Source organism: Paenibacillus sp. PL91 (genome assembly GCF_012935325.2).
Classification (GTDB): Bacteria; Bacillota; Bacilli; order Paenibacillales; family Paenibacillaceae; genus Pristimantibacillus.
On record NZ_JABBYG020000013.1, the window covers coordinates 51,664 to 78,250 of the forward strand.

The 26,587-nt window shown below is 49.1% G+C and carries 20 protein-coding genes; 13 read left to right on the forward strand and 7 right to left on the reverse strand.

The features are described 5' to 3' along the window. The first annotated feature begins 151 nt into the window (after positions 1-151). The 3 genes from HI950_RS24685 (at position 152) to HI950_RS24695 (ending at position 3,323) form a co-directional block, all read left to right on the forward strand. Positions 152-1,486: an ABC transporter substrate-binding protein gene (locus HI950_RS24685; protein ID WP_169086842.1), complete on the forward strand. Its 1,335-nt coding sequence runs from the start codon at positions 152-154 to the stop codon at positions 1,484-1,486. Positions 1,487-1,591: 105 nt separating this feature from the next. Continuing rightward, positions 1,592-2,500, forward strand: coding sequence for a carbohydrate ABC transporter permease (locus tag HI950_RS24690; protein ID WP_223285488.1), 909 nt, complete (start codon positions 1,592-1,594; stop codon positions 2,498-2,500). Further along, complete coding sequence (locus HI950_RS24695; RefSeq protein ID WP_169086844.1) at positions 2,490-3,323, forward strand: carbohydrate ABC transporter permease; 834 nt, start codon at positions 2,490-2,492, stop codon at positions 3,321-3,323. Before HI950_RS24690 ends, HI950_RS24695 begins: the two co-directional genes overlap by 11 nt. Before the next feature lie 318 nt (positions 3,324-3,641). Here the strand turns inward: HI950_RS24695 and HI950_RS24700 are convergent, their stop codons facing one another. From HI950_RS24700 to HI950_RS24710, 3 genes are all read right to left on the reverse strand, one after another. Further along, positions 3,642-3,914 carry a carboxymuconolactone decarboxylase family protein gene (locus HI950_RS24700; protein WP_169087066.1) on the reverse strand — a complete coding sequence of 91 codons (273 nt, stop codon included), beginning with the start codon at positions 3,912-3,914 and terminating at the stop codon, positions 3,642-3,644. A gap of 417 nt (positions 3,915-4,331) precedes the next feature. Next, positions 4,332-5,633, reverse strand: coding sequence for a glycoside hydrolase family 27 protein (locus HI950_RS24705; protein ID WP_169086846.1), 1,302 nt, complete (start codon positions 5,631-5,633; stop codon positions 4,332-4,334). A gap of 109 nt (positions 5,634-5,742) precedes the next feature. Further along, entirely contained in the window at positions 5,743-6,627 is an 885-nt protein-coding gene (locus tag HI950_RS24710; protein ID WP_169086848.1) for an AraC family transcriptional regulator, read from the reverse strand. 60 nt (positions 6,628-6,687) lie between these two features. Between HI950_RS24710 and HI950_RS24715 the strand changes: the two genes are divergently transcribed. Beyond that, the gene (locus HI950_RS24715; RefSeq protein WP_169086850.1) at positions 6,688-7,098 is read left to right on the forward strand and encodes a gamma-glutamylcyclotransferase family protein; all 411 of its coding nucleotides are present in this window, start codon (positions 6,688-6,690) and stop codon (positions 7,096-7,098) included. 70 nt (positions 7,099-7,168) lie between these two features. Here the strand turns inward: HI950_RS24715 and HI950_RS24720 are convergent, their stop codons facing one another. Beyond that, complete coding sequence (locus HI950_RS24720; protein ID WP_169086852.1) at positions 7,169-7,321, reverse strand: hypothetical protein; 153 nt, start codon at positions 7,319-7,321, stop codon at positions 7,169-7,171. 170 nt (positions 7,322-7,491) lie between these two features. On the opposite strand from HI950_RS24720, the gene HI950_RS24725 reads away from it, so the two are divergent. The 8 genes from HI950_RS24725 to zapA all read left to right on the forward strand — a co-directional run bounded on the left by HI950_RS24725 (position 7,492) and on the right by zapA (position 21,999). Then, the gene (locus HI950_RS24725) at positions 7,492-8,907 is read left to right on the forward strand and encodes a copper resistance D family protein (protein ID WP_169086854.1); all 1,416 of its coding nucleotides are present in this window, start codon (positions 7,492-7,494) and stop codon (positions 8,905-8,907) included. Between the two features lie 22 nt (positions 8,908-8,929). Beyond that, on the forward strand, positions 8,930-9,787 hold the full coding sequence (locus HI950_RS24730) for a sensor histidine kinase (RefSeq protein ID WP_169086856.1): 858 nt from the start codon (positions 8,930-8,932) through the stop codon (positions 9,785-9,787). Continuing rightward, positions 9,784-10,488, forward strand: a complete 705-nt coding sequence (locus tag HI950_RS24735) for a response regulator (RefSeq protein WP_169086858.1) — start codon at positions 9,784-9,786, stop codon at positions 10,486-10,488. Before HI950_RS24730 ends, HI950_RS24735 begins: the two co-directional genes overlap by 4 nt. Positions 10,489-10,784: 296 nt before the next feature. Continuing rightward, entirely contained in the window at positions 10,785-12,443 is a 1,659-nt protein-coding gene (locus HI950_RS24740; RefSeq protein WP_169086860.1) for an alpha/beta fold hydrolase, read from the forward strand. Between the two features lie 413 nt (positions 12,444-12,856). Next, positions 12,857-14,350 carry a hypothetical protein gene (locus HI950_RS24745; RefSeq protein ID WP_169086862.1) on the forward strand — a complete coding sequence of 498 codons (1,494 nt, stop codon included), beginning with the start codon at positions 12,857-12,859 and terminating at the stop codon, positions 14,348-14,350. A gap of 706 nt (positions 14,351-15,056) precedes the next feature. Further along, entirely contained in the window at positions 15,057-16,091 is a 1,035-nt protein-coding gene (gene pheS / locus HI950_RS24750; RefSeq protein WP_169086864.1) for a phenylalanine--tRNA ligase subunit alpha, read from the forward strand. A 24-nt stretch (positions 16,092-16,115) separates the two neighbouring features. Continuing rightward, positions 16,116-18,557: a phenylalanine--tRNA ligase subunit beta gene (gene pheT, locus HI950_RS24755; RefSeq protein WP_169086866.1), complete on the forward strand. Its 2,442-nt coding sequence runs from the start codon at positions 16,116-16,118 to the stop codon at positions 18,555-18,557. A gap of 196 nt (positions 18,558-18,753) precedes the next feature. Continuing rightward, complete coding sequence (gene zapA, locus HI950_RS24760; RefSeq protein ID WP_169086868.1) at positions 18,754-21,999, forward strand: cell division protein ZapA; 3,246 nt, start codon at positions 18,754-18,756, stop codon at positions 21,997-21,999. Between the two features lie 83 nt (positions 22,000-22,082). Here the strand turns inward: zapA and HI950_RS24765 are convergent, their stop codons facing one another. The 3 genes from HI950_RS24765 to HI950_RS24775 all read right to left on the reverse strand — a co-directional run bounded on the left by HI950_RS24765 (position 22,083) and on the right by HI950_RS24775 (position 23,950). Then, a complete protein-coding gene (locus tag HI950_RS24765) occupies positions 22,083-22,763 on the reverse strand; it encodes an SDR family NAD(P)-dependent oxidoreductase (RefSeq protein WP_169086870.1) in 681 nt (226 codons plus the stop codon). A gap of 216 nt (positions 22,764-22,979) precedes the next feature. Further along, positions 22,980-23,366 (reverse strand): cupredoxin domain-containing protein, encoded by a 387-nt coding sequence (locus HI950_RS24770; protein WP_169086872.1) that lies wholly within the window; start codon positions 23,364-23,366, stop codon positions 22,980-22,982. A 224-nt stretch (positions 23,367-23,590) separates the two neighbouring features. Further along, positions 23,591-23,950 carry a phage holin family protein gene (locus tag HI950_RS24775; protein ID WP_169086874.1) on the reverse strand — a complete coding sequence of 120 codons (360 nt, stop codon included), beginning with the start codon at positions 23,948-23,950 and terminating at the stop codon, positions 23,591-23,593. A 256-nt stretch (positions 23,951-24,206) separates the two neighbouring features. Here HI950_RS24775 and HI950_RS24780 point away from each other — a divergent pair, with 256 nt between their 5' ends. Beyond that, positions 24,207-26,573: an endonuclease MutS2 gene (locus tag HI950_RS24780; protein WP_169086876.1), complete on the forward strand. Its 2,367-nt coding sequence runs from the start codon at positions 24,207-24,209 to the stop codon at positions 26,571-26,573. The last annotated feature ends 14 nt before the right edge of the window (positions 26,574-26,587 follow it).

Below are 26,587 nucleotides of genomic sequence, written 5' to 3' on the forward strand. Positions count from 1 at the left end.
TGGGCTTAGGCCGAAGTTCTGTTATTCCGCTGGTTCTATTAAAGTACTCGAATTTACATAGTTTTTCTCGATTTCGTGTTATTTTTTCTGGAAGCCATCAGATTTATACTAGTGATAGAAAGCGATTACAAACGTAGAGAGGGGCATAAAAATGAAGAAATACGGGTTTGTCTTGCTGTCTGTTGTATTGCTGCTCGGATTGCTGAGCGCATGCGGAGGAAAAGGAAATAACAATAATGGTGCCGCAATGGCAAACAAGGAAAAAGCGAACAATGCGCCGAGTGCGGAAGTGGCTGCTGAGTCAAAAGATCCTATAGAGCTTGAGATGTCCGTTTGGGGCAGCGATGCCCAGGTGGCGTTGTATGACGAGCTTGCTGAGGAATACAAGAAGCTCCATCCGAATGTGACAGTCAAAACTTCCGTGATTCCGTGGGCGGACTACCAGCAGAAACTGGCGATCATGGCAGCGACCAAAACCTCGCCTGATATCGTATGGATCTCAGAGCGTATGATTCCGCAATTTATGAATGGGGGCCAGCTGCTGGATATTTCGTCCGTGAAAGAGGACGCGGCTTATGCGTTCGATGATATTATACCATCCACGCTCACTGCATTTGAAAAGGACGGCAAACTCTACGGCATTCCATTCTCTACGCCGCCTCAGGTTGTTTTCTACAATAAAAAACTGTTTGAAGCGAATGGATTGAAGTCGCCAATGCAGCTTTATGAAGAGGGCAACTGGACTTACGATGAGATGGTCAAAGCGTCCGAAGCGATCTCCAAACCGCAAGAAGGGGTATACGGCGTGAAGTTCATACAAAGTTCCTCCAACTGGTCCGACAACCTGATTCCATTGATTTGGGCGATGGGCGGCGAAATCTTCAACGAAGACACAACGCAATTCGCTATGAACACGCCGGAGACGGCCAAAGCGATCAATCTCTTTAAAGGGCTGCTCGATAAGAAAGCGCATCCAAGCATCGGCGAGCAGTTAACTTTCGATACAGGTAAGCTTGGTATGGCGTTTGAGAACGTTACCCGTACAAGCGCTTACCGTGACAAAGTCGATTTCGAATGGGATATTGCTCCGCTTCCGAAAGGCGACCATGGCGTCACGGTGCCTATCGGCTTTGGAGGCTATTCGATTTTCAAAGACGCAGAGTATCCGGAAGAAGCATTGGAATATTTAAAATTTATTAGTAATAAGGAAAATGCAGCTAAAGTAGCCCAGTTTTTTGTACCGCAGAGAGAGTCTGTCCTGTACTCCGATGAGTATCTGAATAAGTTCCCGTTCCCGACTGTTGAAACGATGAAAGTGGCTGCGTACGATCGGTTGGCCGAAGGTGTAATCCGGCCTTCCCATCCGAACTGGGTCAAGATTGACGAGCAGGTGACATTAAACATGGACGCAATTTTGCTCGGTTCCACGACAACCGAGCAAGCGTTGAAAATTATGGAAGAAAGCATTAATCCTCTATTGAAATAACCCTCCAGAACGATGGAGCATTGCGAGATCGCCATATGAACTATAGGGCGATCTCGTAAATTATAGGGAGGGTTGCGTCATATTGACAACAGGAGGTAGGCGCGAATGGCCGGAGGTAAGTCAGCAGGTTTAGCAACTATGAAATCAAAAGAAATGTGGATGGGATATTTGTTTATACTGCCTATTGTGGCGGGATATATAATCTTTCTGTTTGGCCCGATCGTTTACGCTTTCGTGATGAGCTTTACGAATTGGTCGTTATTTGGAAATACAGCGTATATTGGTTTGGATAACTATATTTACGCCATGCGCGATGATCCCGTCTTCTGGGATACGGTCGTGAATACCGTGTATTTTTCTGCGGGCTTGGTCCCGCTGAACATTGTTTTATCGCTTTTGCTGGCCATGCTGTTGAAACGGAAAATATGGGGCATCGGCTTGTTTCGGACCGCGATCTTTACGCCGGTAGTCGTTTCCCTCGTGGTTTGGGGGATCGTATGGAAGTTTATTTTCTCTACGGACGGCGGATTAGTCAATCTGCTGATCCGAACGTTTGGCGGAACGGAGATTGCCTGGCTTTTCTCGGAAACTTGGACGATGCCTACCGTTATAGTGGTCAGTGCGCTAAAAGGCGTGGGCATGAACATGGTCATCTTCCTGGCCGCTCTGCACGATGTGCCGAAGGATTATTACGAGGCTTCCAAAATTGACGGCGCTTCGCGCTGGGAAACCTTTAAATCCATTACACTGCCAATGATTACGCCAGCCGTATTCATGATAACGATAATAACCGTTATCGGTTCTCTTAAAGTGTTCGGACAAATCTATGTGATGACAGGCGGAGGGCCGGGAACAAGCACGTACGTGATGGTCTTCTACATTTTCAAACAAGCGTTCCGCTCCTACGAATTCGGTTATGCATCGGCACTGGCATTTATTTTGTTCAGCATTATCCTGGTTCTGACTTTGATACAGTGGAAACTGAGAAAGAGATGGGTACATCATGAACAATAAAAAGATAACATCGAGCCTTGCATCCTACCTGGTTCTAACAATCGTTTCCTTCATCGTGTTGTTCCCTTTTTTTTGGATGGTCAGCACATCATTGAAGACGGAATCCGAGGTGTTTCTATTTCCGCCCCAGTGGATACCCGAAGCTTGGGAATGGATCAATTATATTCGCGTGTTTACGGATATGCCATTCCATCTCTACTTTTTTAATAGTATGTATATCGCGGTGCTCGTCACGGCAGGCACTTGTTTCTTGTCCGCATTGGCAGGCTATGCGTTTGCCAGATTGCACTTTCCATTCAAAAACGCGATCTTTCTGTTCCTGCTCAGCGGGATGATGATTCCTACGGAAGTTACGGCCATTCCTTTATTCAGCTGGATGTCAAAGCTCGGATTCATCGATACGCATATTCCTCTGATTTTTCCGCCAATGCTTGGAGCGGGAGGGATGTTCGGCGTATTTCTCGTACGTCAGTTTCTAATTACAGTTCCTATTGAACTGGATGAAGCAGCCAAAGTGGACGGGTGTTCACCGTGGCGCACGTTCAGGTCGATTATGCTCCCGATCGCCACGCCCGCATTGGCAACCGTAAGCATCTTTACATTCATGAATAGCTGGAACGAGTTTTTTGAACCGCTTATTTATTTAAATACGAAGGAATTGTTCACGCTGCCGATCGGCTTATCGCTGCTGACTACGGATGCCGGCGTGGACTGGCCGCTGCTGCTTGCCGCTTCGACCATAGCAACAGTCCCGATTCTGGTCGTTTTCTTCCTGGCTCAAAACAAGTTTATTGAAGGCATTGCCAATACGGGCTTGAAATAATGCGTTTTCTCCAAAAAGGACTGCCAAGGGTCAGGACAAGATCAATGGATCTTTAGGGAAAGCGAGGAATAACGCTTAAAAAGTTTGGATCAATAGGAAATTGGCTCGCTGTAAGAAAAAGAAATGATAACTAATATAAATGCAGTAATTTTCACATGCAAACGTCAGCCCAATAATGGACTGACGTTTGTATTTTGCAGCTACTTCGAAACGAAAAAAAGGCATATGTTAACAGTCTGTAGGTTAAAGAGGCTTTTGCTCCGTTAAGATTGAAATTAGATTTAAAAAAATTCCAGTTAAATCAATCTTTGAATAATCTCACTTATTCAGTTTACTTAACACTTCTTTAGCGACTTGAATCGCAGATGCATCGCGTGGCCAACCTACATAAAAAGCAAGATGGGTTATAACCTCGACCAGTTCATCTTCGGTCAGGCCTTTCTCCCTTGCAAGGTTTAGATGATACTGGAGCTTTTTGGTATGTTCACCCGCAATAAGAGCGGAAACCGTAATTAGACTCCTCTCCCGTAGCAATAACTCTTCTCTTCTCCATACATCGCCGAAAAGAACATCTTCTGATGTACAGGATATAACCGGCGAAGTTTGTTCTTAATAGGCTATAGTTGCTGAGCTGCTGTTAGTTTGTCGTATTGACTGGAAAACCTCCAGCTCATTTCGCCGATTTAAGCCCATCCGTCTATATAGCTGGAAAATCTCCTGTTAATTTTTCGTTTTACGCCCAAATCGAGATTAAGACGAGGAATTAGCAGGAGGAATTCCATATAAATGCTGAAAATGCCTATTCACAGAGCTATTTAGCGGGAGGAATTCCCGTTAAATGTTACGTCTCAAGCGTCCACGCAGCCCCTCTCCCCTACACGTATGTGCTGCTCCGCGAGAGCAAGCAACATAAAACAACCAGCTCCAGCACGATGGTCAAATCGTACTAGAGCTGGTTGTTTTCTTCTTATGATTAAACATTAACTCGGCAGTTAATGCTCGCTCAGCCTATAGGGTTAGTTTAAGCAGCATAGAGCTATGGGGAGGCAGCGAGAAGGACAGCTCATTCATAGCTCCCAAATTCTCGCGTGCCCAAAGGCTGCGAACTTGCGGAGCCTCGGTTAAGTCCAGCTGTGAAAGTGTGACGGTAATGGTATCGTCTTGCTCCCCGGCATTAAACAAGGCTACATACAGCGCGCCTTCTTCGTCCCGGGACGTCCATGCAATACGCTCCTGTTCTCGAAAAAGCTGGCTGGCGCCGCGTCCGTTGCGATGCAGAGCGAGCACTTCTTCGTTAGTCAGCAGCGACAATGTCCACTCGTCGTTATCCCGCATTTCGCCGCCAAACATAAGCGGTGAGCGGAAAATCGCCCACAGCGACATCATCGTCACCTGCTCATCCCGCGTAAATCTTGTCCAGCGATCGCTTCCTCCGCCATCGACGGAGCGAATGCCAAGATGACCGAGCGGAAGCATATCGCAATCCGGCCATGCGCCTTCTGCAACATGCGGAGCCCACTTCTCGCAGCGCTCGAACATCTCGTGCAGCAAATGCCAAAGATCCCAGTAATCGTCGGTCATCCGCCACATATTCGCATGTGCCGCGAGCGCCTCGGCATGCTCAAGAGGAGCCGGTCCGGGCGAGAGGCTGAGCACCATCGGCCTGCCGCAATGCTCGATGGCGTTATGGATCAATTTGATCTCATCCAAATGTATGCCGTAAATTCTTGAAGCGGCGATATCATCCACTTTGACAAAATCAACGCCCCAAGAAGCGTACAGCTCGAACAAGGAATTGTAATATTGCTGTGCGCCATCCTTGGATGCATCAACCCCGTACATGTCCGTATTCCAAGGGCAGATCGAGTTCGGATGCGCAATTGAGCGGGCTGTCGCCTTCGTTCCGAGTACCTTGGTGTCAGCATGTACCGCTTGGCGCGGTATGCCCCGCATAATATGGATGCCGAATTTTAGCCCCAGCGAATGCACATAATCCGCAAGCGGCTTAAAGCCATGTCCGCCGGCAGCGGATGGGAAACGATTGGCCGCGGGCTGCAAGCGAGAATACTCATCCATTTCGAGCGGTACAAAGGGGCGGTATTGCGATGAGTTTGCGCCAGGCTCATACCACTGGATGTCTACCACGACATAATCCCAGCCAAAAGCTTTCAAATGCTCGGCCATATATGCCGCGTTGCCGCGCACCTCGTCCTCTCTAACGCTTGCGCCGTAGCAATCCCAGCTATTCCAGCCCATTGGCGGGGTTACGGCATATGGATGGTGTTTGTAAGCTTTGTAAGCATTAGTCATATTATTTCGTCCTCTCATATCGTAATATTGCTTTATACGATAATCGTAAAACGAAACGCTAGTCAGTGAATAGCACAATTTATTGCGTATATATGTAAAATATTGCTCTCTAATCAAATTGCAAGCGATCGATCGATGGAAGCTCCTTCGCTAAGCGGAAATCAGCTGGCGGAAACCCGACGCGGCTGCGAAACACCTTGCTAAAGTAGCTGCCGCTGGCATAGCCAACAGCAAATGCGATCTCTTCCACGGAGAGCGAGCTGCTTCTAAGCAGCTCTACAGCCTTTTCAATTCTAAGCTTGGTTACATAATCCATTGGCGAGATGCCGGTCGTTTGAGTGAACATTCTCGTAAAATAGTACTTGGATAGCTCTGCTGCCCGAGCGACATCATCCAAGCTCTGCAGCCGATGAAACTCGGCTTCCATAAAAGCGGCAGCCTGCTTGATTGGCTGCGGCCAATTGGCCTTCTCCTGCTGCTGCGCCGTGCTCGATTGGAGAAGCTCCATCATGAAGCGATAAATTAGCGACGAAGCTTGATAGCTGCTTTTTATCCGATTGCTGCGAGCCTCCGCATACAAGCTCTGAAGCGTGTGAACGACTGCGCTAGATGGCTCAAATGACGGAGTGGCGCCAACGGTTTGCAGGAGCTCTTTCCAAAGGTTCTGCAAATGCTGCTGGCGAAACAATACAAAATAAAAGGACCAATGGTCGCTTAAGCGAGGCAAGCAATAATGGTGATCACCCGGAATTTCAGCAAGAAAGGCGGTTCCGGCATGAATTTCATGCGTTTGATCGCCGAGTCTGAAGTGCCCGAAGCCGGAAACGGTATACTGGAACAAATAGAGCGGACCGTCAATCCGTTTCATTCCATCCCAATAGTAATCAGGCTCAGTCACTTCCTGATAGCCGGTAGCAAACAGCTGATAAATCGGAAGATGGGGCGGGTCTTGAAAACGGTAGCCGTACACGCCGTAAGGCTTCTGCAATGCCATGCGAAATAAGCACCTCCATGAGAGCGGATATATAGTGGGAAATCAAGAAAGGGTGAGAGTATGACAGAGCTGATATCTGTGTTTATATATGGCTCTTTACTTCCCGGCCATAGCAATCACCATGTCGTTTCAGCCTTTATACAATCGTATAGAGCCGGTCAAATTGCCGGAAGGATGGTTGATTGCGGCGCCTATCCAGCAGCCGTTCGGGATTCAATTGCAAAGCAGCGCAATAGTATTATACGCGGTCAGTGGATTACCGTCGATAGAAAGGGAATGGCATCGATGGATGAGCTTGAGGACTTTTTCGGAATCGAGGAGCAAAATGATTATGAACGAATTTGGGTAACGGATGTCAAAAATCGTGATGTTTCGGGCTGGGCTTACGTATGGGATACGAGCAGGGGCTGCCCATCGATAGAAGAAGAGTATTGGCCGGACTTTTTCGCTCGCAAAATTTCAAAAGCATAATCATTAAAGGCATGCTCCCTTCTCCTTTTTAATCTACACACCGAGAGCATGCCTTTTCCTTCAAATCATTCTATTCTTTGTCTTCTTCATTGTCTGCGGCATAAGCGATAAGCGCGACATCTGAGCCGTATGATTCAGTCAATTGCTGCTCCAGCTTGCGAATAGCATCGAGCGCATCATTTTGACTATTCAGCTCGGCGATCCGATAATCTTTGTCCTTCATTTGTATTCACATCCTTCTTGCAACGTTTTAATAGTAGAATGGGCTTTCGTGCTTTTTGTTATACGCATCAGCTCAATTGACCATGCTGTATTTGCTCGCTTTAAGGTAATTGTTCTTTTCGCAGCGGTCGAGTACACTAGAGCAGAATGACTTAGAGGGATGTGACATCATTGAGTAATATTGTGCTTCAAACTAACGCCAATCTATCTTCGTCGCTCAAGCGGACGAGCCATATAGCAGTCAGCATACTGGTTCTAATCCTCACTGCATTCGTTTCCATATTGTTTCCTCCGGAGCTTGCATTTGCACAGCCGGCTGCCAATCTGGAAGCGGCATCCTTTGACCCGCATGAGCAGGTTGGTCACAATCATTCGGAAGCATCAAGCGCTGAAGAAGGCATCACGGTTCAGCAGGTGTTATTTTTTGCGGTAAGAGCCATTTATTATTTCGCGTTTATGCTGGCGGCCGGCTTTATGCTTTGGTCCGTCTCCTTTGCGGAGGATGCAAGCGACATCTCGCGCAAGCTGGTGAATAAATGGGGAATTTACATATTAAGGGGGCTGCTGCTTGCTGTCCTTGTATTTGTATTCGTCCATGTCAGCTATTTGCTGAAGGGGTATGAAGGAAGCAGTTCAAGCGAGTGGGTTCGATTGCTTACGGAAACGTCGACGGGTCGATCATGGCTTGCGATAATCGCACTTTCTCTTCTGGGATTTGTCGTTTTAAAATTATCTGATCCATTCAAAATCATATGGGCGCTGCTTCTCGCTGCCGCAGAAAGCTATAACGGACATGTTAATGCGCTCACGAACAATACGCTCGCAATCGTGCTCGACTTTGTACATACGGCAAGCTCCGCCCTTTGGGCGGGGGGCTTGATGCTGCTCCTGCTATTTTGGCGGGCAGACCGCAAGGAAGCGGGAAGGTTCGCGGAGCGCTTTACGAAGGCAGCGTGGCTGAGTGTATTGCTGCTGGCGGTGAGCGGAGCGCTGATGACTGTTCTTCTGCTGCCATCTTGGCGTTATTTGTATTATACGAGCTGGGGCCTCATGCTGCTTGCCAAAACAGCCTTGGTTCTGTTCATCGCTTGCACTGGTTTCCTGCTTCATAGGCGCGCCAAGCAGGGGAAGCTGCCAAACGGCAAGCTGCTGAAACTTGATGGGCTATTAATGAGCATAGTGCTTATAATTGCAAGTATTTTCACCTATATTAGTCCCGTACCCGACACGGAACCGCTGACCTATCATCGAATGGGCGAGAACCTGCATTACACCATTAATATTACGCCAAATGGTCCCGGACCGAACCGCGTAGAGGTGAAAATTTGGCTGCCTGAGCAGCTTGGCGCACCAACATCCGTACGAATGCTGCTTTGGGCCGTGGATCATCCGCAGCGCCCAGCCATCGAGGTGCCTCTATTAGGCGACAGCGGCGAGGATTTTTTATCCTTCCCAGGCTTTATTGAAACGGACTACGAATCGGACAAAATCGTGCTGCCTACGCGCGGCGCATGGACGGCGGAGCTATTTATTACGGATCAGACCGGTACGGAAACGAAGCAGATCATCCCATTTCACAACGATTAGAGCAGCGGAAGGAGAAGCGGACATGTCCTATAAATGGTTAAAATGGCTCATCCTTTGGATTCCAACCGTAGCCATTGGTCTATGGGAGTATTTGCGCCATACGCTTCTGCTTCCGTTCATTTCGATGGAGCTCGGCAATGTTCTTGCGCCGATATTCGTGTTCCTTATCACACTGACGCTGCTTCGGTCTCTGTTCACGAGACTGGAGCTCATGCAGGAGACGCTGCAGCGGGAGCGAATCGTAAAAGCTGCCTTCGAGGAGCGGGAGCAGCTTGCTCGCGAGCTTCATGACGGCATCTCGCAATCGTTGTTTATGCTCTCGGTTAAGCTGGATAAGCTGGAGCGGGTGCAAACCGATACGGACGCGAAGCAAACGACGGATCAGATTAGAAGAACCGTTCGCCATGTCTATGACGATGTGAGGCAGTCTATTGCCAGTTTGCAGCATTCCCCCTTGCCGATGGATATGTCCTGGATGCAGAGCATTCATCATTTAACGGAAGAAATGGAGCAAACCGGAGGCATTCAGACGGCCGTAAAATGGCAAGTGCAGGAAGGACTGCTGACCCATAAGCAAAAGGTCGAGCTGCTTGCTATCATGCGCGAAGCGCTAATGAATGTACAGAAGCATGCGAATGCGAGGCATATCGTGATACGAGGCGAAGGCAAGATCAGTACGGATGGAAAGAGAAGCGACTTTCGCTGCTCGATTCATGATGACGGCATAGGAGCAGCGGAGGAGAAGCTTTATGGGAAAGGGAAATACGGCGTCAGAATGATGCTGGATCGAGCGGAGGCCATGGGCTGGAGCGTGACGGTGCAGCAGACGAAGCCGCAAGGCACGCTAGTAGAAATCATCGGAGGGAGCGAATCGAAATGACGGAGCAAACAGCGCAGGTACGCGTTTTTTTGGTAGACGATCATCCCCACGGACGGGAAGGCATGCGCGATATCGTCATGAGCGACTGCTCCTTTGGCGTTGTTGGGGAGGCGGATAGCGGCGAGTCGGCGATAGCCGCCATTCAGCAATTGAAGCCGGATTTGGTGCTGATGGATATCAATATGCCGGGCATGGGCGGTCTTGAAGCGACTCAGCGGCTCAAGCTTCTGATGCCGTCCTTGAAAATTGTCATGGTAACGGTATCCGATGACATTACGAATTTGTTTGAGGCGATCAAGCGAGGGGCGCAGGGCTATCTGCTCAAAAATCTAGCTCCATCCTCATGGATAGAATATCTGCGCGCGATTTCGCTGGATGAGGCGCCGATGTCGAAGGAGCTTGCCTTCCGCTTGCTACAAGAGTTCTCGGCAAGCAAGCCGCAGGCGGCTAAGCGGACGCCAAGTAGATTGCAATCGCTTGACAAGGATGCTGATGTGATAACGACTCCGCTGACGGAACGGGAGAAAGAGGTGCTCGAGCGGGTTGCAACGGGGGCTTCCAACCGCGAGATTGCAGGCGAGCTAGGCTTGTCTGAGCATACGGTCAAAAATCACCTCAAAAACATTTTGCAAAAGCTTCATCTCGACAATCGGGTGCAGCTGACGCGATACGCCTTTGAGCAAGGCATAGTCGAAACGTAGCGGAAGCTGTAGATGCCGCATTTGAATGTATTCGACAGGAGGAGAAGATCCGTAAAAATTCATGTCGATTATAAGCTGTTCAGAAGATCGAAAAAAAACGATGATCTTGCTGGGCAGCTATTTTTTATTCCAAAATGGATTTGAAATAGAGCAGGGCTATATCGTCTTATTGACTTTCGATTTATCGAATACTGACTGTGGGCAGCCATTTATTAGCGTGGCTATTTAGACTTTAAAGGGCTGCCAGACGCGATGAATCGATATGGGGTTCGAATAATAACTGGGAGGGCACTAGTATGAAGCCGTTGTACGGGAAGGATTCAGCTATTCCGAGTAACAAAAAAATCGTTTTTCTCGGGGACAGCATAACGGATGAGGGGACATTCATTGCCTTTATGGATGCCTATTTCCTACAGCATTTGCAGGGACATCACTTAACGCTCGTTAATCTAGGCGTAAGCAGTGAGACGGCATCCGGACTAAGCGAGCCGGAGCATCCCTTTCCGCGCCCCTGCGTGCATGAGAGAATCGACAGGGCTCTATCGGAGTGCAAACCGGATTGGGTCGTTCTTTGCTACGGGATGAATGACGGCATCTATTATCCTTTCTCCGAAGATAGATTTGAAGCGTATCAGAAGGGAATTTTAAGCGCCATCGCTAAGATTAAGCAAGCGGGAGCCAAGGCGATTCTCATGACGCCGCCTCCATTTGATGCGAAATCGTTCGAAGCAGGAAGCTTGATGCCTATTGGACAATCGTCGTACAGCTACGCATCTCCCTTCGCCCAGTATGAGGATGTATTGAAGCGGTATGCGGACTGGGTGCTGACATTGGAAGGGTCTGCAGATGCGATTGTCCCCATTCATGATCAGATGCTCCGCCTTTGGGAGAAGAAGCGCGAGACGGACCCTCACTATGCTACGGGGGATGGCATTCACCCAAATGCTGAGGGACACTGGCTTATCGCATCCTCCCTGCTTCGCGTACTGTTCAATATTACGCTTGAGCAAATCCCCGAATACGTGCTTCAGCCAAGCAGCTCAGCTCTATTTAGAGCGGTTCAGCAGCGCCATCGCTTGCTTAGCTCCGCTTGGAAGGAGCATGTGGGCCATACGAATCCTAGTAAAGCTGAAGCGCTGCCGATTGAGCTGGCTTTGCAAAAAGGCGCCATCATGGCAAGTGAGATACGGGAACGAGCAGCAGTGCCTGGGAACAAGAATAAAATCAAAACCTCGGTTTGGAAGGGGTATGAGCGAGTCGATTTTATGCTGGATGGAAGAGAAGGGCTTCTCATTTTTCCTAAGCAGTTTGCGAGCGGCAAGCCATGGGTTTGGCGCGCTGAGTTTTTTGATGCCTTCGCATATGCGGATATGGCATTGCTGGAGCAAGGGTGGGTGATAGCCTATTATAGACTAAGCAATATGTATGGCTGCCCTGGTGCGGTGGATCGAATGCATTCGTTTCAAAGCTATGTGACAAATGCCTTTGGGCTCGCGCCAAAAACCGTTCTCTTCGGCTTTAGCCGCGGCGGGCTATATGCCTTTAACTATGCCGCTAAATACCCGGAGCATGTAAAGCTGCTGTATTTGGATGCCCCTGTTTTGAATATGCTAAGCTGGCCAGGCGGAAAAGGGGAAGGCACGGGAGCGGCGATAGAGTGGGAGGAATGCCTATCCGTTTACGGAATGACAGAGGAGTCGTTCAACCTAGCGGGCTGTTCCCCTCTTGATCGAGTAGACGAGCTTGCGGCTGCGAGCATCCCCGTGCTGATCGTTGCAGGAGATGCGGACGTTCCAGTGCCAATAGCTGAAAATGCCATTCCGTTCGAGCAGCGCTATCGTCAGTTGGGCGGGACCATTAAGCTGATCGTGAAGCCGGGAGTCGGCCATCATCCGCATAGCTTGGAGCAGCCCGAGCCGATATTAGCTTTTATACATGCGCATGCTCAGCACTAAGTTGCGATTTTTATGTAATAGTAAAAAAATGCAGCTTAAGGAGATGTTAAGCCAGTATCCGCGCGAACTAATTGGGATTGTCATCGGAGTAGATTAACTGGAGTTTGGAACAAGCTCGAGTTTTCCAATTCATCTTTGATGGATTAGACCATTTATTGATTTTTGTCTTATCGTCAGGATACAGTCCTGCTTCGTCGTTGGTATCGGTATAAGTTATGTTGTATGACATTGTTTGTTGCTGAAAATATAGTTGTTTAAGGGCAAGTGAAGATTGAGACTTCTGCAGGTTGCTCAAATTACCTAACACTGAGGGATATCATTTAAAGCAGAGAAATATAAAGTAAAAGTAATTATCTTTAAATATAAAGAGAAAGCTGGTATAATTCCAGAAGAAAACGCAACTAGGAGAATTTATGAAAAACAAGACTTTAGTCAGTTTCTTACTTATTTTTTTCACAGCATCGCTATCAATATTTTACTATTTTACTTCGTGGAATGTGCCAATAAACTCTGATAGCGCAACTGCTGTTCTTCAAGCCTATTCGATGATAAAGTCTAATGCGCTTCTTGAAGGCTGGTTCATGTCCACTGGAACGTACTACACGACTGATCTTATTTTTTACGCAATTGCAGCATTAGTAATTGGACTTTCATCAAAAATTATCTACGTCATAACAGCAATACAATTCGCAGTGCTGGTTGTAATCGCTTCTATAATCGCTAGTAAGAACAAAGAGCAAGGATATTCTAAATTTAAATTCGTGCTTACTTTTTTTATACTAGTTATTCCCTCATACATGATGGCAATGATGGTGTTTAGCGGACCCATGCATATTGGTGGTATGATATACGCATTAATTGCACTTTATGGGCTCGTCTATATAAGAAACAATAATTACAAATGGGCTGTTTATACATCATTACTTACCATAGCCTTAATAGGTGACCAGTTTATTTTATGGATATTTGTTTTGCCGGTTGTTATGGTAAGTATTGTACGTATTCTCATTAATAAAAACCGGAAAAAGGAATCACTGATAATTGGCTTTTCAGTTTTTTCTTATATAATTCAATTTCTTATTCAGAAAATTTTTAGATTTAATGAAGTAAATGCTGGAAACATGTTGTTTACAACATATGAGCAATTGCAGAAAAATGTAAGGCTAACTATTGAAGGGCTCTTGGAAATTTATGGCGCTAATTTTTTTGGTAAACCATTTACAACATTAGATAGTCTGGTGATTCTCATTCACCTAGCAATCCTGTTTGTCATAATCTACGTAATCTATATAAACATTAAGACAGATCTTATAAAAAAAGATCGAATGGCACAGATACTAGTGGCTGGAATAGTCTTGAACATCTTAGAATATTTGTTTAGTAATATGGCAATTGATATCAACACAACACGATATTTAATCCCGATGTTTGTTTACTCAGCGATTTTGTTTGCGAAAACTGTTGGAGAAATTAATTGGCCTTATCGCAATAAAATTATTGCTGTTTCAGCTCTAGCTGTTATATTACTCCTTTCTATTCCGACGCTGAAATTCGATAGAGTCGAAACAAATCATGATCGTTTGATCATGTTTCTAGAAAGTAAAGAGTTAACACACGGATACGGTTCATATTGGAATGCATCTATCGTTACGCTTAAATCCAAAGAGGAAATTAGTATTAGACCAGTTGTTTCTAATGGGGTTAGCATTTCAAGGTTTGATTGGCTGAGCCACGTTGATTGGTATAATGAGTACACGAATTTTCTAGTTTTTGATAACTCAAATTGGGGCAACATTAATCTTGAAAATGCGAAAGTTGCTTTCGGTGAGCCTATTGCGAATTATATATTTGAAGATCTTCAGATATTAGTATGGGATAAAGATTTGTCGAAAATAATAGTGAAATAATTTCCTTTTTTAAGAGATAAAAGAGCATCCTTAGGGTGTTCTTTTTTATATTTCGAAGAAGGTAAAATTATGATAGGTCAATATGATTTGGCTGCTCTCCACATATCATTACATTCTAGTTTTTTGTATGGTTCTGTCGCTAAATAACACCGTCGTTTTGATTAATGTCAATTTATGTGCCAATATTTTCTCTTATTGGTAGTAAGTCATCGCTAGTATATCTGTGTTGCATTAACACTCGTTGAAACAACATTTTAAAGTTGAAGCAAGCATCGATTCATAACAAAAAGCAGGTTTTGCAGTTGCATCGCTTCTTCTGATTGCATATAATAAAGATTAATGTTTCATATCCGAAGTAAAGCAATGATGGAGAAAAGTAAGCAGTGCATTCGCACAGGGAGAAGACGCCGTAGATTGAGAGCGTCTTTGTGAAATCAGGCTGCCGAAGTTCACTCCGGAGCAGACACCTGAAACGTCAAGGCGGCATGCCGCACGGCGCGAGTAGGGAAGGTCCGGTTCCCGCCGTTATGGGGCTAAGGGATTGCAATCCGCTGTTTATAAGCAAGCGACAACCATATTTGGTTATTGCGTACAGGCTGGAGAGTAATCCGAATTAGGGTGGTACCACGGTTCTTTCGTCCCTTTAGGGAGAGAGGGCCTTTTTTTGTGTCATGATTTAGGGATGATGATATGGAGGCGAAGAGGAATGAAGGAAAGATTGGAAGGACTGCGCGGCGAAGCGCTGCAGGAGCTGCAGCATGTTGATACCCCTCAGCAGTTAAATGATTTGCGCGTCAAATATCTTGGCAAAAAAGGCGCTTTGACCGAAATTTTGCGTGGAATGGGCGGACTAAGCGCTGAAGAGCGCCCGGTAATCGGCCAGGTTGCGAACGATGTTCGCGCCGCAATTGAGTCGGTTATTGACGAGAAGCAGGAAGCATTCCAGCAAGCCGAGACGAATAACCGTCTTTTGGCGGAGACGCTTGACGTCACGCTTCCAGGTAAGCAGCTTCCGACTGGCTCCGTGCATCCTTTGAACAAGGTCGCTCAGGAAATCGAGGACGTATTTATCGGCCTTGGCTATACGATTGCCGAGGGGCCAGAGGTGGAAACGGATTATTACAACTTCGAGGCGCTAAATCTGCCCAAAAACCACCCCGCGCGCGATATGCAGGATTCGTTCTACGTAACGGATGATATTCTCATGCGTACACATACGTCGCCTGTACAAGTGCGGACGATGAAGGCGATGAACGGCCAAACGCCGGTTAAAGTTATTTGCCCGGGCAAGGTATATCGCCGCGATGATGACGATGCGACGCATTCGTTCCAGTTCAATCAGATCGAAGGCCTTGTCATCGGCAAAAACATTCGAATGAGCGATTTGAAAGGCACGCTGCTGCAATTCGTGCAGCAAATGTTCGGCGCGCAAGCGCAAATCAGACTCCGCCCGAGCTTCTTTCCTTTCACGGAGCCAAGCGCAGAGGTTGACGTAACCTGCGTGCAATGCGGCGGCAAAGGCTGCCGGATGTGCAAGCACACGGGCTGGCTCGAAATATTGGGCTGCGGCATGGTGCACCCGCGCGTTCTCGAAATGGGCGGCTATGACCCTGAAGAGGTTGGCGGCTTTGCTTTCGGCATGGGCGTTGAACGTATCGCGTTGTTGAAATACGGCATTGACGATATTCGTCATTTCTATACGAACGATCTGCGTTTCTTAAGCCAATTCGCAAGAATGTAGCAATGAGAGAAGGGAAGAAGAGAGATGAATGTATCCTATAAATGGTTAAATGAATATATCGACCTATCCGGATTCAGCGGGGAAGAGCTTGCGGAGAAAATGACGCGCGGCGGCATAGAAATCGACGTTGTGGAATCTCGCAACAAGGGCGTAACCGGTGTCGTGGTCGGTTATGTGAAGTCGAAGGAAAAGCATCCGGATGCGGATAAGCTGAACGTGTGCAAGGTGGACGTGGGCACGGGCGAAGAGCTTCAAATCGTATGCGGCGCGAAAAACGTCGATGCGGGCCAGCTTGTTCCGGTTGCCGTAATTGGCGCCTTGCTCCCCGGCGATTTCAAAATTAAGCGCGCGAAGCTGCGCGGCGTAGAATCCCAAGGGATGATCTGCTCCGCGAAGGAGCTTGGCCTGAACGAAAAGCTGCTTCCGAAGGAGCAGCAGGAGGGCATTCTTGTCCTTCCGGCCGCAACGAAAATTGGCGCGTCAATTAATGATGTGCTTGCTATTGACGATGAAGTGCTTGAGCTGGATCTGACGCCGAACCGTTCGGATTGCCTTAGCATGCTCGGCGTAGCGTATGAAATCGGAGCTTTGACTGGCCGCGAGGTGCGTTTGCCAAGCGCCAACATCAATCATACAACGGAGCGCACGGACGCTCTTGTAAAAGTCAGCATCAGCGCGCCAGAGCAATGCTCGCATTATTCGGCACGTTATATTAAAGGCTTAAAAGTCGGCGCATCCCCATTGTGGCTGCAAAACCGGCTGATTGCTGCCGGCGTTCGCCCCATCAACAACGTCGTTGACGTTACCAACTTCGTTATGCTTGAGTACGGCCAGCCGCTGCATGCCTTTGATGCAGACCGCCTTCCGGGCGGTCGCATCGATGTGCGTCTAGCGAAAGCTGGCGAAACGCTTGTAACCTTGGATGACCAAGAGCGCAAGCTTGAGCCGCATATGCTAGTTATTACCGATGGCAAGGAGCCAATTGCGCTTGCTGGCGTTATGGGCGGTGCGAGCACCGAGGTAACGGGCGAGACGGTTAACATATTGCTTGAATCGGCAAAATTCGATGGCGGCACCGTAAGAAAAACGTCGCGTCAGCTTGGGCTTCGTTCGGAATCGAGCATACGCTTCGAGAAAGAGGTTGATCCGGCGAGAGTAATCCCTGCGCTGGACCGCGCTGCATCCCTTATCGCAGAGCTTGCAGAAGGTTTGGTCGCGGAAGGTATCGTAGAGGTAACTGCAGGAGAGGCGAAGCCAGCCAAAGTGGCGGTTTCCTTGGACAAAATTAACGGGTATCTCGGCACAGAGCTTTCAAGACTAGAGGTTCAGACGATTTTTGGCCGATTGCATTTTGAATATGAGCTGTCGGACAGCAATGTGTTTACCGTAAATGTACCAACACGCCGCGGCGACATTACGCGCGCTGTTGATCTGATTGAGGAAGTTGCACGCCTTCACGGCTACGATGAAATTCCTACCACGCTTATCCATGGCGATGTCGTGCCAGGCTCCTTGACGAAGCCGCAGGCCATTCGCCGAGAGCTGCGCAAGCGTCTGTCGGATGCGGGTCTGCATGAGGTGGTAAGCTATTCCTTCACGGGACCTGAGCGCACAAAGCTGTTCCCGTCGCTTGCAGAGCATACGAATCCGGTTCGCCTTGCAATGCCGATGAGCGAAGACCGCAGCGTTTTGCGCACGACGCTTGTCGCCCAGCTGCTGGAAACTGCGGCTTATAACCGCAATCGTAAAAATGAATCTGCGGCGCTGTTTGAAATCGGCAGCGTATTCCACACCGACGAAGAACAGCTGACGCGTTTGCCTCATGAGAAGCATCGCTTTGCTGCGCTACTAACCGGCAATCGCACAGAGTCACAGTGGAATGCGAAGGCATCACAAGTCGACTTCTACGATGCAAAGGGCATTTTGGAAACGATATTCGCAGTGCTTGGCTTAACCGCAAGCGTTACGTATGAAGCGGCTCAGCCTGAGCATTTCCACCCTGGCAGAACGGCTGCAGTTCGCCTTCACACGCCAAAAGGCGATGAAGTGATCGGCTATGTCGGACAGCTGCACCCTGCGCTGCAGATTGAAGCGGATCTTGCTGATACGTATGTGCTCGAGATCGGTCTTGATTTGATCTATGAGCTGGCTGATTCGGAGATCGAATACAAGGTGCTTCCTCGTTACCCGGCTATGCAGCGCGACATCGCCGTAGTCGTTGACCAAGAGGTTGCGGCCGCTAAGCTAACCGGCGTTGCATGGGAAATTGCAGGAGAACTGCTCGAGTCCGTTCGCGTCTTTGACGTATACACCGGAGAGAAGCTTGGAGCAGGCAAAAAGAGCGTTGCGCTGTCGCTAGTTTACCGCCACGGCGAGCGTACTTTGACTGATGAAGAGGTAACGGAACTGCATGGGAAGGTTGTTTTACAATTAGAACAATCTTTTGCAGCGGAATTACGCAAGTAGGCAGGAAACTTTCAAAGCCGCATCGAAATAGTTCCTAGTGAGCTATTGATGCGGCTTTTTCCTTGTAAATACAAGGCATAATTGTTATTTCAACGATTATTATGCGGTATTTCAAAGCGAAACAAGCTTTTGAAGCCAAATGCTGCGTACAGCCGTTTACGCTTGCTCGACTTGGACAATAGGAGGATTCGCCTTAATGGATGCTGAACAAACAGTTGTTACGGTTGATATATATGGAGTTCAATATAAATTAAAAGGTCATTCCAACGTGGAATATATGAAGAGGGTTGCTGCTGCAATCGACGAAAGCATGAAAAAGCTGGCCAAGGGCTACCCGCGTCTTGATATGCCAAAGCTTGCGGTGCTCTCGGCCGTTCAAATAACGGAGGAAGTTTTCCGGCTGCGGCGCGATAATACAAGGCTTCTGGAGGAGGAAGCGAAGCTTAACCTCATGATTCAGGAGCTGGAGAAAATAAGCGAGCAGGCAGTTTCGCTGCAAGCTGAACTAGCTGAGACCAAACGAATGGCGGGCGAGCAGCTGCAAAAGGCGAAGGAGGCTGCCGAAGCGGAGCTAGCCGAGCTGCTTGCGCTTGCGGCAGAGCAGTCAAACGCCCAGCAAGCGGCCGCGGCAGAGGCGATCAAGCTGCAGGAGGAAACGATTCTGCGGCTTACACAAGAAAATGTGGAGCGGATCGCAGCGCTTAGGACGAAGAAGGATGAACAGCTAGCGCGTATTCAAGCGGAGAAGCAAGCTGAGCTGGACGAGCTGAAACGCGTTAAGGAAACCGAGCTGACTGAGCTCCGGAATAGATTGGATACAGAGCTTGCAGAGCTTCAGAACAGAATGGATAGCGAGCTGTCAGCGCTGCAAATTCAGAAGGAATTGGAGCAGCGGGAGCTGAACGAGGAAAAAGATGTACAGCTGTTGGAGCTTGCACGCGCGAAGGAAAATGAGCTGACTGAGCTTCGAAGCAGAATGGAATCGGAGCTGTCAGAGCTGCTCCAAGCGAAAGAAAGCCAGCTGATGGAGCTGGAGCTGGATAAGGAAATACAAATCAATGAGCTCGAAAGAGTGAGAGCGGAAGCGTTAGAGGCGCTAAGAAACGAGAAGGATGAGCAGCTAGCCGCTTTAATCTCAGAGCATGAAGCATCGCTGCTGGAGGCAGCGGAGGAGAAAGAGACGCTGTTGAACCAGCTTGAAGAGAGCTGGCAGGGCAAATGGGATGAGCGCGAGCTGAGCTGGCTGGCACATGCCGAATCCTCGCAGCTTGCCCTTGCCCGCCAGAGCGAGGAGCGTGAGCAGGCATGGAAGGCGGAAGCCGCACAGGCCGAGCAAGCGTTCCGCGCAGATCTGGAGCGCCGCAGAAACGGCTGGCTGGAGGAGCGAAGCAGGCTGCAAGCACAGGTGGCCGAGCTTCAGCAAGGCTGGAAGGCTGATAAGGAGGCGCTGGAGCAGCGCATATCGGCCGCGGATGATCAGCTCGTGCAAGCGATGGAGCAGGAGGAAACATTCCGAACGTCCTATGCGCAGCTGGAGCAGGATGTTCGCGATCGCGAGAGCGAATTGCAGCTTATCCAAAGCGAACTGAATGATACGCGCAGCCAGCTTGAAGAGCTGCAAGAGCACAATAGCCAAGCGAGCGCTCAGGTGCAAGAGCTGGAGCAGAAGCTAACGCATGAACGGAGCCACGTCTCTGCTGCTGATAAGCGCGCAACAGATTTGCAGCTGCGCCTGAAAGAGGCGCAGGAGCGAGAGCAGCAGCAAGGCACGCAGCAGCTTCAACTCGAGGAGCAGCTGCTTAAGCTGCAGCTAGAGCAGGAAGAGAATGAGCTGATTCACCAAGCCCATATCGAGGAGCAGCAACATATGCTGCGCGCTGAGCTTGAAAAGCAGCGGGATTTGCTGAATGAAGAGCATGAGCAGCAGCTGCGGACGCTTGAGGAAGAGAAGCGCGAGCTTGTAAGCTCGCTGCGCCAAGAGCAGGAGGATCGGCTCCGGGTCGTGGAAGCTGAAAATGACGAGCTGTTTAAACAGCTTGCCGCAGAGAGCAATGAACGGTATGAGCGCCTCGCAGCCGAGCGGGATGCACGGGAGAAAGAGCTTGCCGCGATGCATGAGGAGCAGATTCAGAAGCTGATTAATCAATATGAAGAGTCGCTGCAAGGTCAAGCTGTTCAATTCGATGAGCAAAGCAATCAGCTCGCTCATGAATTTGAGGAGAAATCCAAGCAGCTTGCTCAAGAATACGAGGAGCGTGCCAAGCAGCAGGCAGCCGAGCGTGAAGCGCAGGTTAAGAAGCTTGTTGATCAATATGAGGAGCAGCTGCTTGATCAAGCCATTCAGCATGAGGAAAGCAACAAGAAGCTTTCTCGAGAATACGATGAACGGGCAAGGCAGCAGGCAGCCGAGCAGGATGAGCGATATAAACAGCTTGCTCGCGAGTATGATGAGCTAGCAAAGCAGAAGGATGCAGAGCTTGATGAGCAATCCAAGCAGCTCACGGATCAATATGAAGAACAGCTGCTTGAGCAGGCCATTCAATTTGAAAGTCAAAATAAGCAGCTGGCTAGCGATTTTGAAGAGCAATCGAAGGCGATCGCCGCTAAGGAAGCAGCACGTTCCGAACAGCTGGTGGATGAATATGAGGAGCGCTACAATGAGCTTGCCGCGAAGCAGGAAGAGGAGCGCAAGCAGCTGGCAGACGAGCGTGAGGAACGGTTGCAGCAAATGGCCGCTTCCTATGACGAGCAGATAAAGCAGCTTACAGCAAACCAAGAGGAGCTGCTGCTGCAGCAGCAGCATGATTATGAGAACACGATTCAAAAGCTGCAGGCACAGCTCGATAGAATCGAGAAAATAGCCGCTTCCGCAGCGGACGGCGAGCAAACCTACAAGGCCGAGCTTGAGAAGCTGGAGGCGAGGGAGCAGGAGCTGACCGAGCAGCTTGAATTTACGGCAGCGCGCGAGCGTATTGCATCGCAGCAGCTGGAGGCAGCAGCAGCGCGCGAGCGGGAGCTGAGCGATCGCCTGCAAGCACAGCAGCAATATGCGGAGCAGACAGCAGCCGAGGCGAAGCGGCTTGAGCTTGAGAAGCAATCGCGTGAGGCGGGGGAAGAGGCACTTCGCGAACAGCTGGAGAAAGCGAGGCAGGAAGCTGCTTCAGCATCCGAGCTGAAGGAAGAGCTGAGCGAGCATACGTCCAAGCTTTCGCAAGAGCGTGACGAGGCTGCGCGCAAAGCCGAGAAGCTGGCCTACGAGCGTGATGAGGCAGCGAGCGCATTAGAGTCGCTCTCGTATGAGCGCGATGAAGCGACGCGCTCCGCGGAGAAGCTTGCCGAAGATCATGCCGATTTGCTCGAGCAGCATCATAAGCTGAAAAATGAATACTCGAAGCTGCAAACCGAATATAACGAGTGGATTGAGCTTATCGAGCACAGCTAGTCCTTATAAACACAAAAACCGCAGCAACAAGCTTTGGCAATGGCCGGCGCGAGTTGCTGCGGTTTTTTTATTTGAAGAGCAGATTAACCATACGAGACGATCGTTCCGGTAGGGCCGAGCGCGGATAAGCTGGCTAGCCGTATCAGATCGGGGGTCACAATAGCGGGATCTTTGCCTGTTGCGTGCATTTCGGTACGGAGCGTGCCTGGATTGTATAGGTTAACGAGAATACCGTGCTCATGCTCTTCATCAGCCAGCGTACGCGTTAACGATTCCAGACCTGCTTTAGCAGCGCTGTATGCGGCATAGCCGCCTGCTCCGTTCCAAGAAAGGCCGGATGTTATATTGATAATTCGACCGTATTTTGCTTCGCGCATAGCCGGCAGTACAGCCTTGGTCAGCAGAAACGGTCCCGTTAGGTTGATAGCGATTTGATTTTGCCACTCACTGGACGACAATTCATGTACGGTTCCTTGCTCTAAAACGGCTGCATTGTTCAAAATAATATCGATGCGGCCAAAGTGCAAGAGGGCGGCAGAAATCGATTCCCGCACCTGCTGCTCATCGGACACGTCTGTTTGCAGCACAAGCGCTGCTTTGCCCGTCTTCTCTTTCACAGCCAATGCGGTTTCTTCCAATTTAGGAAGGCGTCTTCCCAGCAGGACGACTTCCGCGCCCTCCGCTGCAAAAGAAATGGCTGCTGCGCGGCCTAAACCCGTTCCAGCTCCGCTAATAATGGCGACTCGATTTTGCAGTGCTCCCATCACCATTCCTCCATTCGCTGTTCGTATTGTGAATATCTTATCAGAGGGAGAGCGGGAGGGGAAGAGGGGAAGTTATTAGACTTTTTTTGATGATTGTTAAATAAAGATTATATATACGTATAAGAAATTTGTCCTGAATGCGAATAAAAATAGACCATCAAATTAAAAAAAACTTCTCCAAAGGTTGTCTAAACCATTGGAGAAGCCTTGAATTGTTTATTCAACGACTAGCGTCGTTTTCATTTCCCTGTGGCCAGCGCCGCAAGGAATATTGCACACCATTTCATAAGTACCCGGCTCGCTGATGTTTACAGCAACGGTTTTGCCTTGTTTAATTTCATAATCGGTTTTTTTGATTAGCGCGCTGTGCATGCCATCAACGGAATCGAGCTTGAGATTAACGGTTTCTCCAGCTTTGATTTTATATTCCGTTTGGTCAAACTTCCAGTTGGATGCAGTTATAACAAGGTCAGACGATGCTGCGCCGCTGTCTGCAACAGTTGTATTTGCTTCCTTATTCTCTTCATTGGAGCTGTTCGCGCCGCATGCTGCGATAACGAATACAAGACACATTGCGCTTGCAAATAGTAACCATTTTTTCATTTGTTTGCTACCCCTTTCGATTGTACAGCTTTGTTATTTCGCTTGATCATATCTATTGTACTTCAATTTTTGCCAAAATGCAGTGACAGCGATATGACAAACTAATGAAGAACATGTGAAAAGCGAGCAAAAAAAAGATGCTGTACAAGCGCACAAGCCCTTGACCGCCGTTGCCGGGCAATCAAGGGCTTGTGCGCTTGTGCTGCTAAATTAAGAAAGCTGAGCTAGTCGTGATTCCGTCTGCCAGCTTCATAAGGGGTGCTGACTGGGATGAACAGATCGATAATCCCAATAACCAGCGCAGCGAGAATGGCGCCGAGCAGCGTAACGGTAACGCCTCCGACGATAAATTGGGCAATCCATATTACGGCCGCGCTTGCGATAAAGCCGACAATTCCGCGTCCGAAGGGCGTAACCCTTTTGCCAAAAATGCCTTCAATGATCCAGCCGAGGGCAGCGATGACAAGAGCAAGGAATAATGCGCTCCAAAACCCGCCCACGCTAAATTGAGGAACAATAAACCCGACAAGCATAAGTACCAGCGCGGCTACGATAAACCGAACAACATGGCCCAAAAATGTCATAGTATAAACCCTCCTAAAGTTTTACGAATCGAAACCGCCCGATCATGCAGCTTCTTTTCTTTTTTGCGGCAGCAAGCCGCTTCAAAGCTAATCTGAAGCACTTACCTTGGTGGTACAATGCAAAAGTTACATCGTAAAACAGCACTTTCGTTAATATTGTGACCAATTGAGCATCATTTATGTATGAAACGATTGTTCAGCCGTGCATGAAGGACGCGGTTCGGCTATAATAGGAAGGCGAGAGGAGTGTTATTTGTTGGACACTAAAATTTTGAATACACTTGAATATCCTAAAATCATACATAGATTATCACAGCATGCGGCAACATCGCTTGGCAAATCGGCCGCGGAATCGTTACAGCCTGTTTCCGATTTGGAAGCGGTTAAGCGAATTTTGCAGGCGACGGATGAAGCCTATACAGCTGACCGTCTGAAGGGCAGCGCCCCATTTGGCGGCGTTGTGGATATATCGGCTCCCCTTCACCGTGCGCGGATCGGCGGTACGCTGAATCCGGCCGAGCTGCTGGACATTGCGGCTACCGCACGCGGCGGCCGCCGTGTGAAGAAGCATATCAGCCTGCTGCATGAAGATAATCCGATCCCGATGCTGCATGCGATTGCGGATCAAATCAGCGAGCATAAGCCGCTTGAGGATGCGATTTTTGAATGCATCGACGATCAGGCGGAGGTCATGGACAGCGCCAGCACAGAGTTAGCATCGATTAGACGGGAGCTCCGGAACGGGGAATCACGCGTCCGCGAGAAGATGGATCAAATGATCCGCTCCTCTTCGGTCCAGAAGATGCTTCAGGATTCGATCGTCACGCTGCGCAATGATCGGTACGTCATTCCTGTTAAGCAGGAATACCGTTCGCACTTTGGCGGAATCGTGCATGACCAATCGGGATCTGGCGCTACGCTGTTCATCGAACCGGAAGCTATTGTCGCCATGAACAATAAGCTTCGGGAGCTGAAGGCAGGCGAGCTGCGGGAAATCGAGAAAATATTGCAGAAGCTCACTGCGCTGACATCGGATTATGTTGAGGATCTTATTTTCAACCTGGATTTGCTTGGACAAATCGACTTTGCATATGCCAAGGCGCGACTTGCCCATGGCATGAAGGCGACGCTGCCGCGAATGAATGACAGAGGGTTTTTGAAGCTGAAGCGTGGCCGTCATCCGCTAATTGCGGCGGAGCAGGTAGTGCCTATTGATGTGGAGCTGGGCAACCAGTATACGGCAATCATTGTAACGGGACCGAATACGGGCGGCAAGACCGTCTCCTTAAAAACAATCGGGCTGCTGAGCCTAATGGCGATGTCTGGCTTATTTGTGCCTGCCGAGGACGGCAGCCAGCTTTGCGTATTCGATGCGATCTATGCCGATATCGGCGATGAGCAAAGCATTGAGCAAAGTTTAAGTACATTTTCCAGCCATCTCAAAAACATCATTCGCATTTTAAGCTCCATGACCTCAAAGAGCTTAGTGCTGCTCGATGAGCTGGGCGCTGGAACCGATCCGGCTGAAGGATCTGCGCTTGCCATTGCAATATTGGAGCATGTCCATGCGATGGACAGCCGGATTGTAGCGACGACACATTACAGCGAGCTTAAAGCTTATGCTTATAATCGCAAGGGTGTCATTAATGCGAGCATGGAGTTCGACGTTGCCACTTTAAGTCCAACCTATCGATTGCTAGTTGGCGTTCCGGGGCGAAGTAACGCCTTCGCCATCGCTGAAAGGTTAGGCCTTGCACGTTCCATTATCGATCATGCAAGAGGCGAAGTCAGCGAAGAGGACCAACGGGTTGAAAATATGATTGCCTCGCTCGAGGAAAATCGTCTGGGCGCGGAAACCGAGCGTCAGACAGCAGAATCGCTCCGCCGTGAGATGGAGACGCTTCGAGCGCGCCATGAAGCAGAGCGTCAGCGATTTGAGGAGCAGAAGGATAAGCTGCTGCTTAAAGCGCAGGAGGAAGCGCGCGAGGCTGTTGCGAAGGCAAAGCGCGAAGCGGAACAAATCATCGCCGACTTGCGCAAGCTCGCGATGGAGGAAGGTGCCTCGGTTAAGGAGCATAAGCTTATCGAAGCCCGCCGCAAGCTGGATGAAGCAGCCCCCGAGCAGCAAAAATCGAAGCGGGGAGCAGCTAAATCCGCTGCAAAGCCGGCCAAGATCGAAGCAGGCGACGAAGTGACGGTGTACAGCTTGAATCAGAAGGGCACAGTCGTAGAGGTTCATGGCTCCGATGCCACCGTACAGCTTGGCATCATGAAAATGAAGGTAGCGCTGGATGATTTGGAGCTGCTGAAATCGAATGCGAGTGCAAAGGTGCAGCAGCCCAAGCTTGCTGCAAGCTTGAAGCGCTCGAAAGATGATAATTTCAAGATGGAGCTTGACCTGCGCGGCGAAAATTTGGAAGAGGCGATTCTAGAGGTTGACCGTTTCCTTGACGAGGCATTTCTATCTGGCCTTGCTCAAGTGGCGATCATTCACGGCAAAGGTACCGGTGTGCTGCGGACAGGAATACAGCAATATTTGCGCAGGCATAGCCATGTGAAGAGCTATCGGCTTGGCAATTACGGCGAAGGCGGCGTTGGCGTAACCGTAGCTGAGCTGAAATAGAGCGCAGCGAAGGA

What these genes read in the sequence shown, in the direction of transcription:
- HI950_RS24685 (WP_169086842.1), top strand. Translation starts at nt 152, where the DNA reads ATGAAGAAATACGGGTTTGTCTTGCTGTCTGTTGTATTGCTGCTCGGA.
- HI950_RS24690 (WP_223285488.1), top strand. Translation starts at nt 1,592, where the DNA reads ATGGCCGGAGGTAAGTCAGCAGGTTTAGCAACTATGAAATCAAAAGAA.
- HI950_RS24695 (WP_169086844.1), top strand. Translation starts at nt 2,490, where the DNA reads ATGAACAATAAAAAGATAACATCGAGCCTTGCATCCTACCTGGTTCTA.
- HI950_RS24705 (WP_169086846.1), bottom strand. Translation starts at nt 5,633, where the DNA reads ATGACTAATGCTTACAAAGCTTACAAACACCATCCATATGCCGTAACC.
- HI950_RS24710 (WP_169086848.1), bottom strand. Translation starts at nt 6,627, where the DNA reads ATGGCATTGCAGAAGCCTTACGGCGTGTACGGCTACCGTTTTCAAGAC.
- HI950_RS24715 (WP_169086850.1), top strand. Translation starts at nt 6,688, where the DNA reads ATGACAGAGCTGATATCTGTGTTTATATATGGCTCTTTACTTCCCGGC.
- HI950_RS24720 (WP_169086852.1), bottom strand. Translation starts at nt 7,321, where the DNA reads ATGAAGGACAAAGATTATCGGATCGCCGAGCTGAATAGTCAAAATGAT.
- HI950_RS24730 (WP_169086856.1), top strand. Translation starts at nt 8,930, where the DNA reads ATGTCCTATAAATGGTTAAAATGGCTCATCCTTTGGATTCCAACCGTA.
- HI950_RS24735 (WP_169086858.1), top strand. Translation starts at nt 9,784, where the DNA reads ATGACGGAGCAAACAGCGCAGGTACGCGTTTTTTTGGTAGACGATCAT.
- HI950_RS24740 (WP_169086860.1), top strand. Translation starts at nt 10,785, where the DNA reads ATGAAGCCGTTGTACGGGAAGGATTCAGCTATTCCGAGTAACAAAAAA.
- HI950_RS24745 (WP_169086862.1), top strand. Translation starts at nt 12,857, where the DNA reads ATGAAAAACAAGACTTTAGTCAGTTTCTTACTTATTTTTTTCACAGCA.
- pheS (WP_169086864.1), top strand. Translation starts at nt 15,057, where the DNA reads ATGAAGGAAAGATTGGAAGGACTGCGCGGCGAAGCGCTGCAGGAGCTG.
- pheT (WP_169086866.1), top strand. Translation starts at nt 16,116, where the DNA reads ATGAATGTATCCTATAAATGGTTAAATGAATATATCGACCTATCCGGA.
- zapA (WP_169086868.1), top strand. Translation starts at nt 18,754, where the DNA reads ATGGATGCTGAACAAACAGTTGTTACGGTTGATATATATGGAGTTCAA.
- HI950_RS24765 (WP_169086870.1), bottom strand. Translation starts at nt 22,763, where the DNA reads ATGGGAGCACTGCAAAATCGAGTCGCCATTATTAGCGGAGCTGGAACG.
- HI950_RS24770 (WP_169086872.1), bottom strand. Translation starts at nt 23,366, where the DNA reads ATGAAAAAATGGTTACTATTTGCAAGCGCAATGTGTCTTGTATTCGTT.
- HI950_RS24775 (WP_169086874.1), bottom strand. Translation starts at nt 23,950, where the DNA reads ATGACATTTTTGGGCCATGTTGTTCGGTTTATCGTAGCCGCGCTGGTA.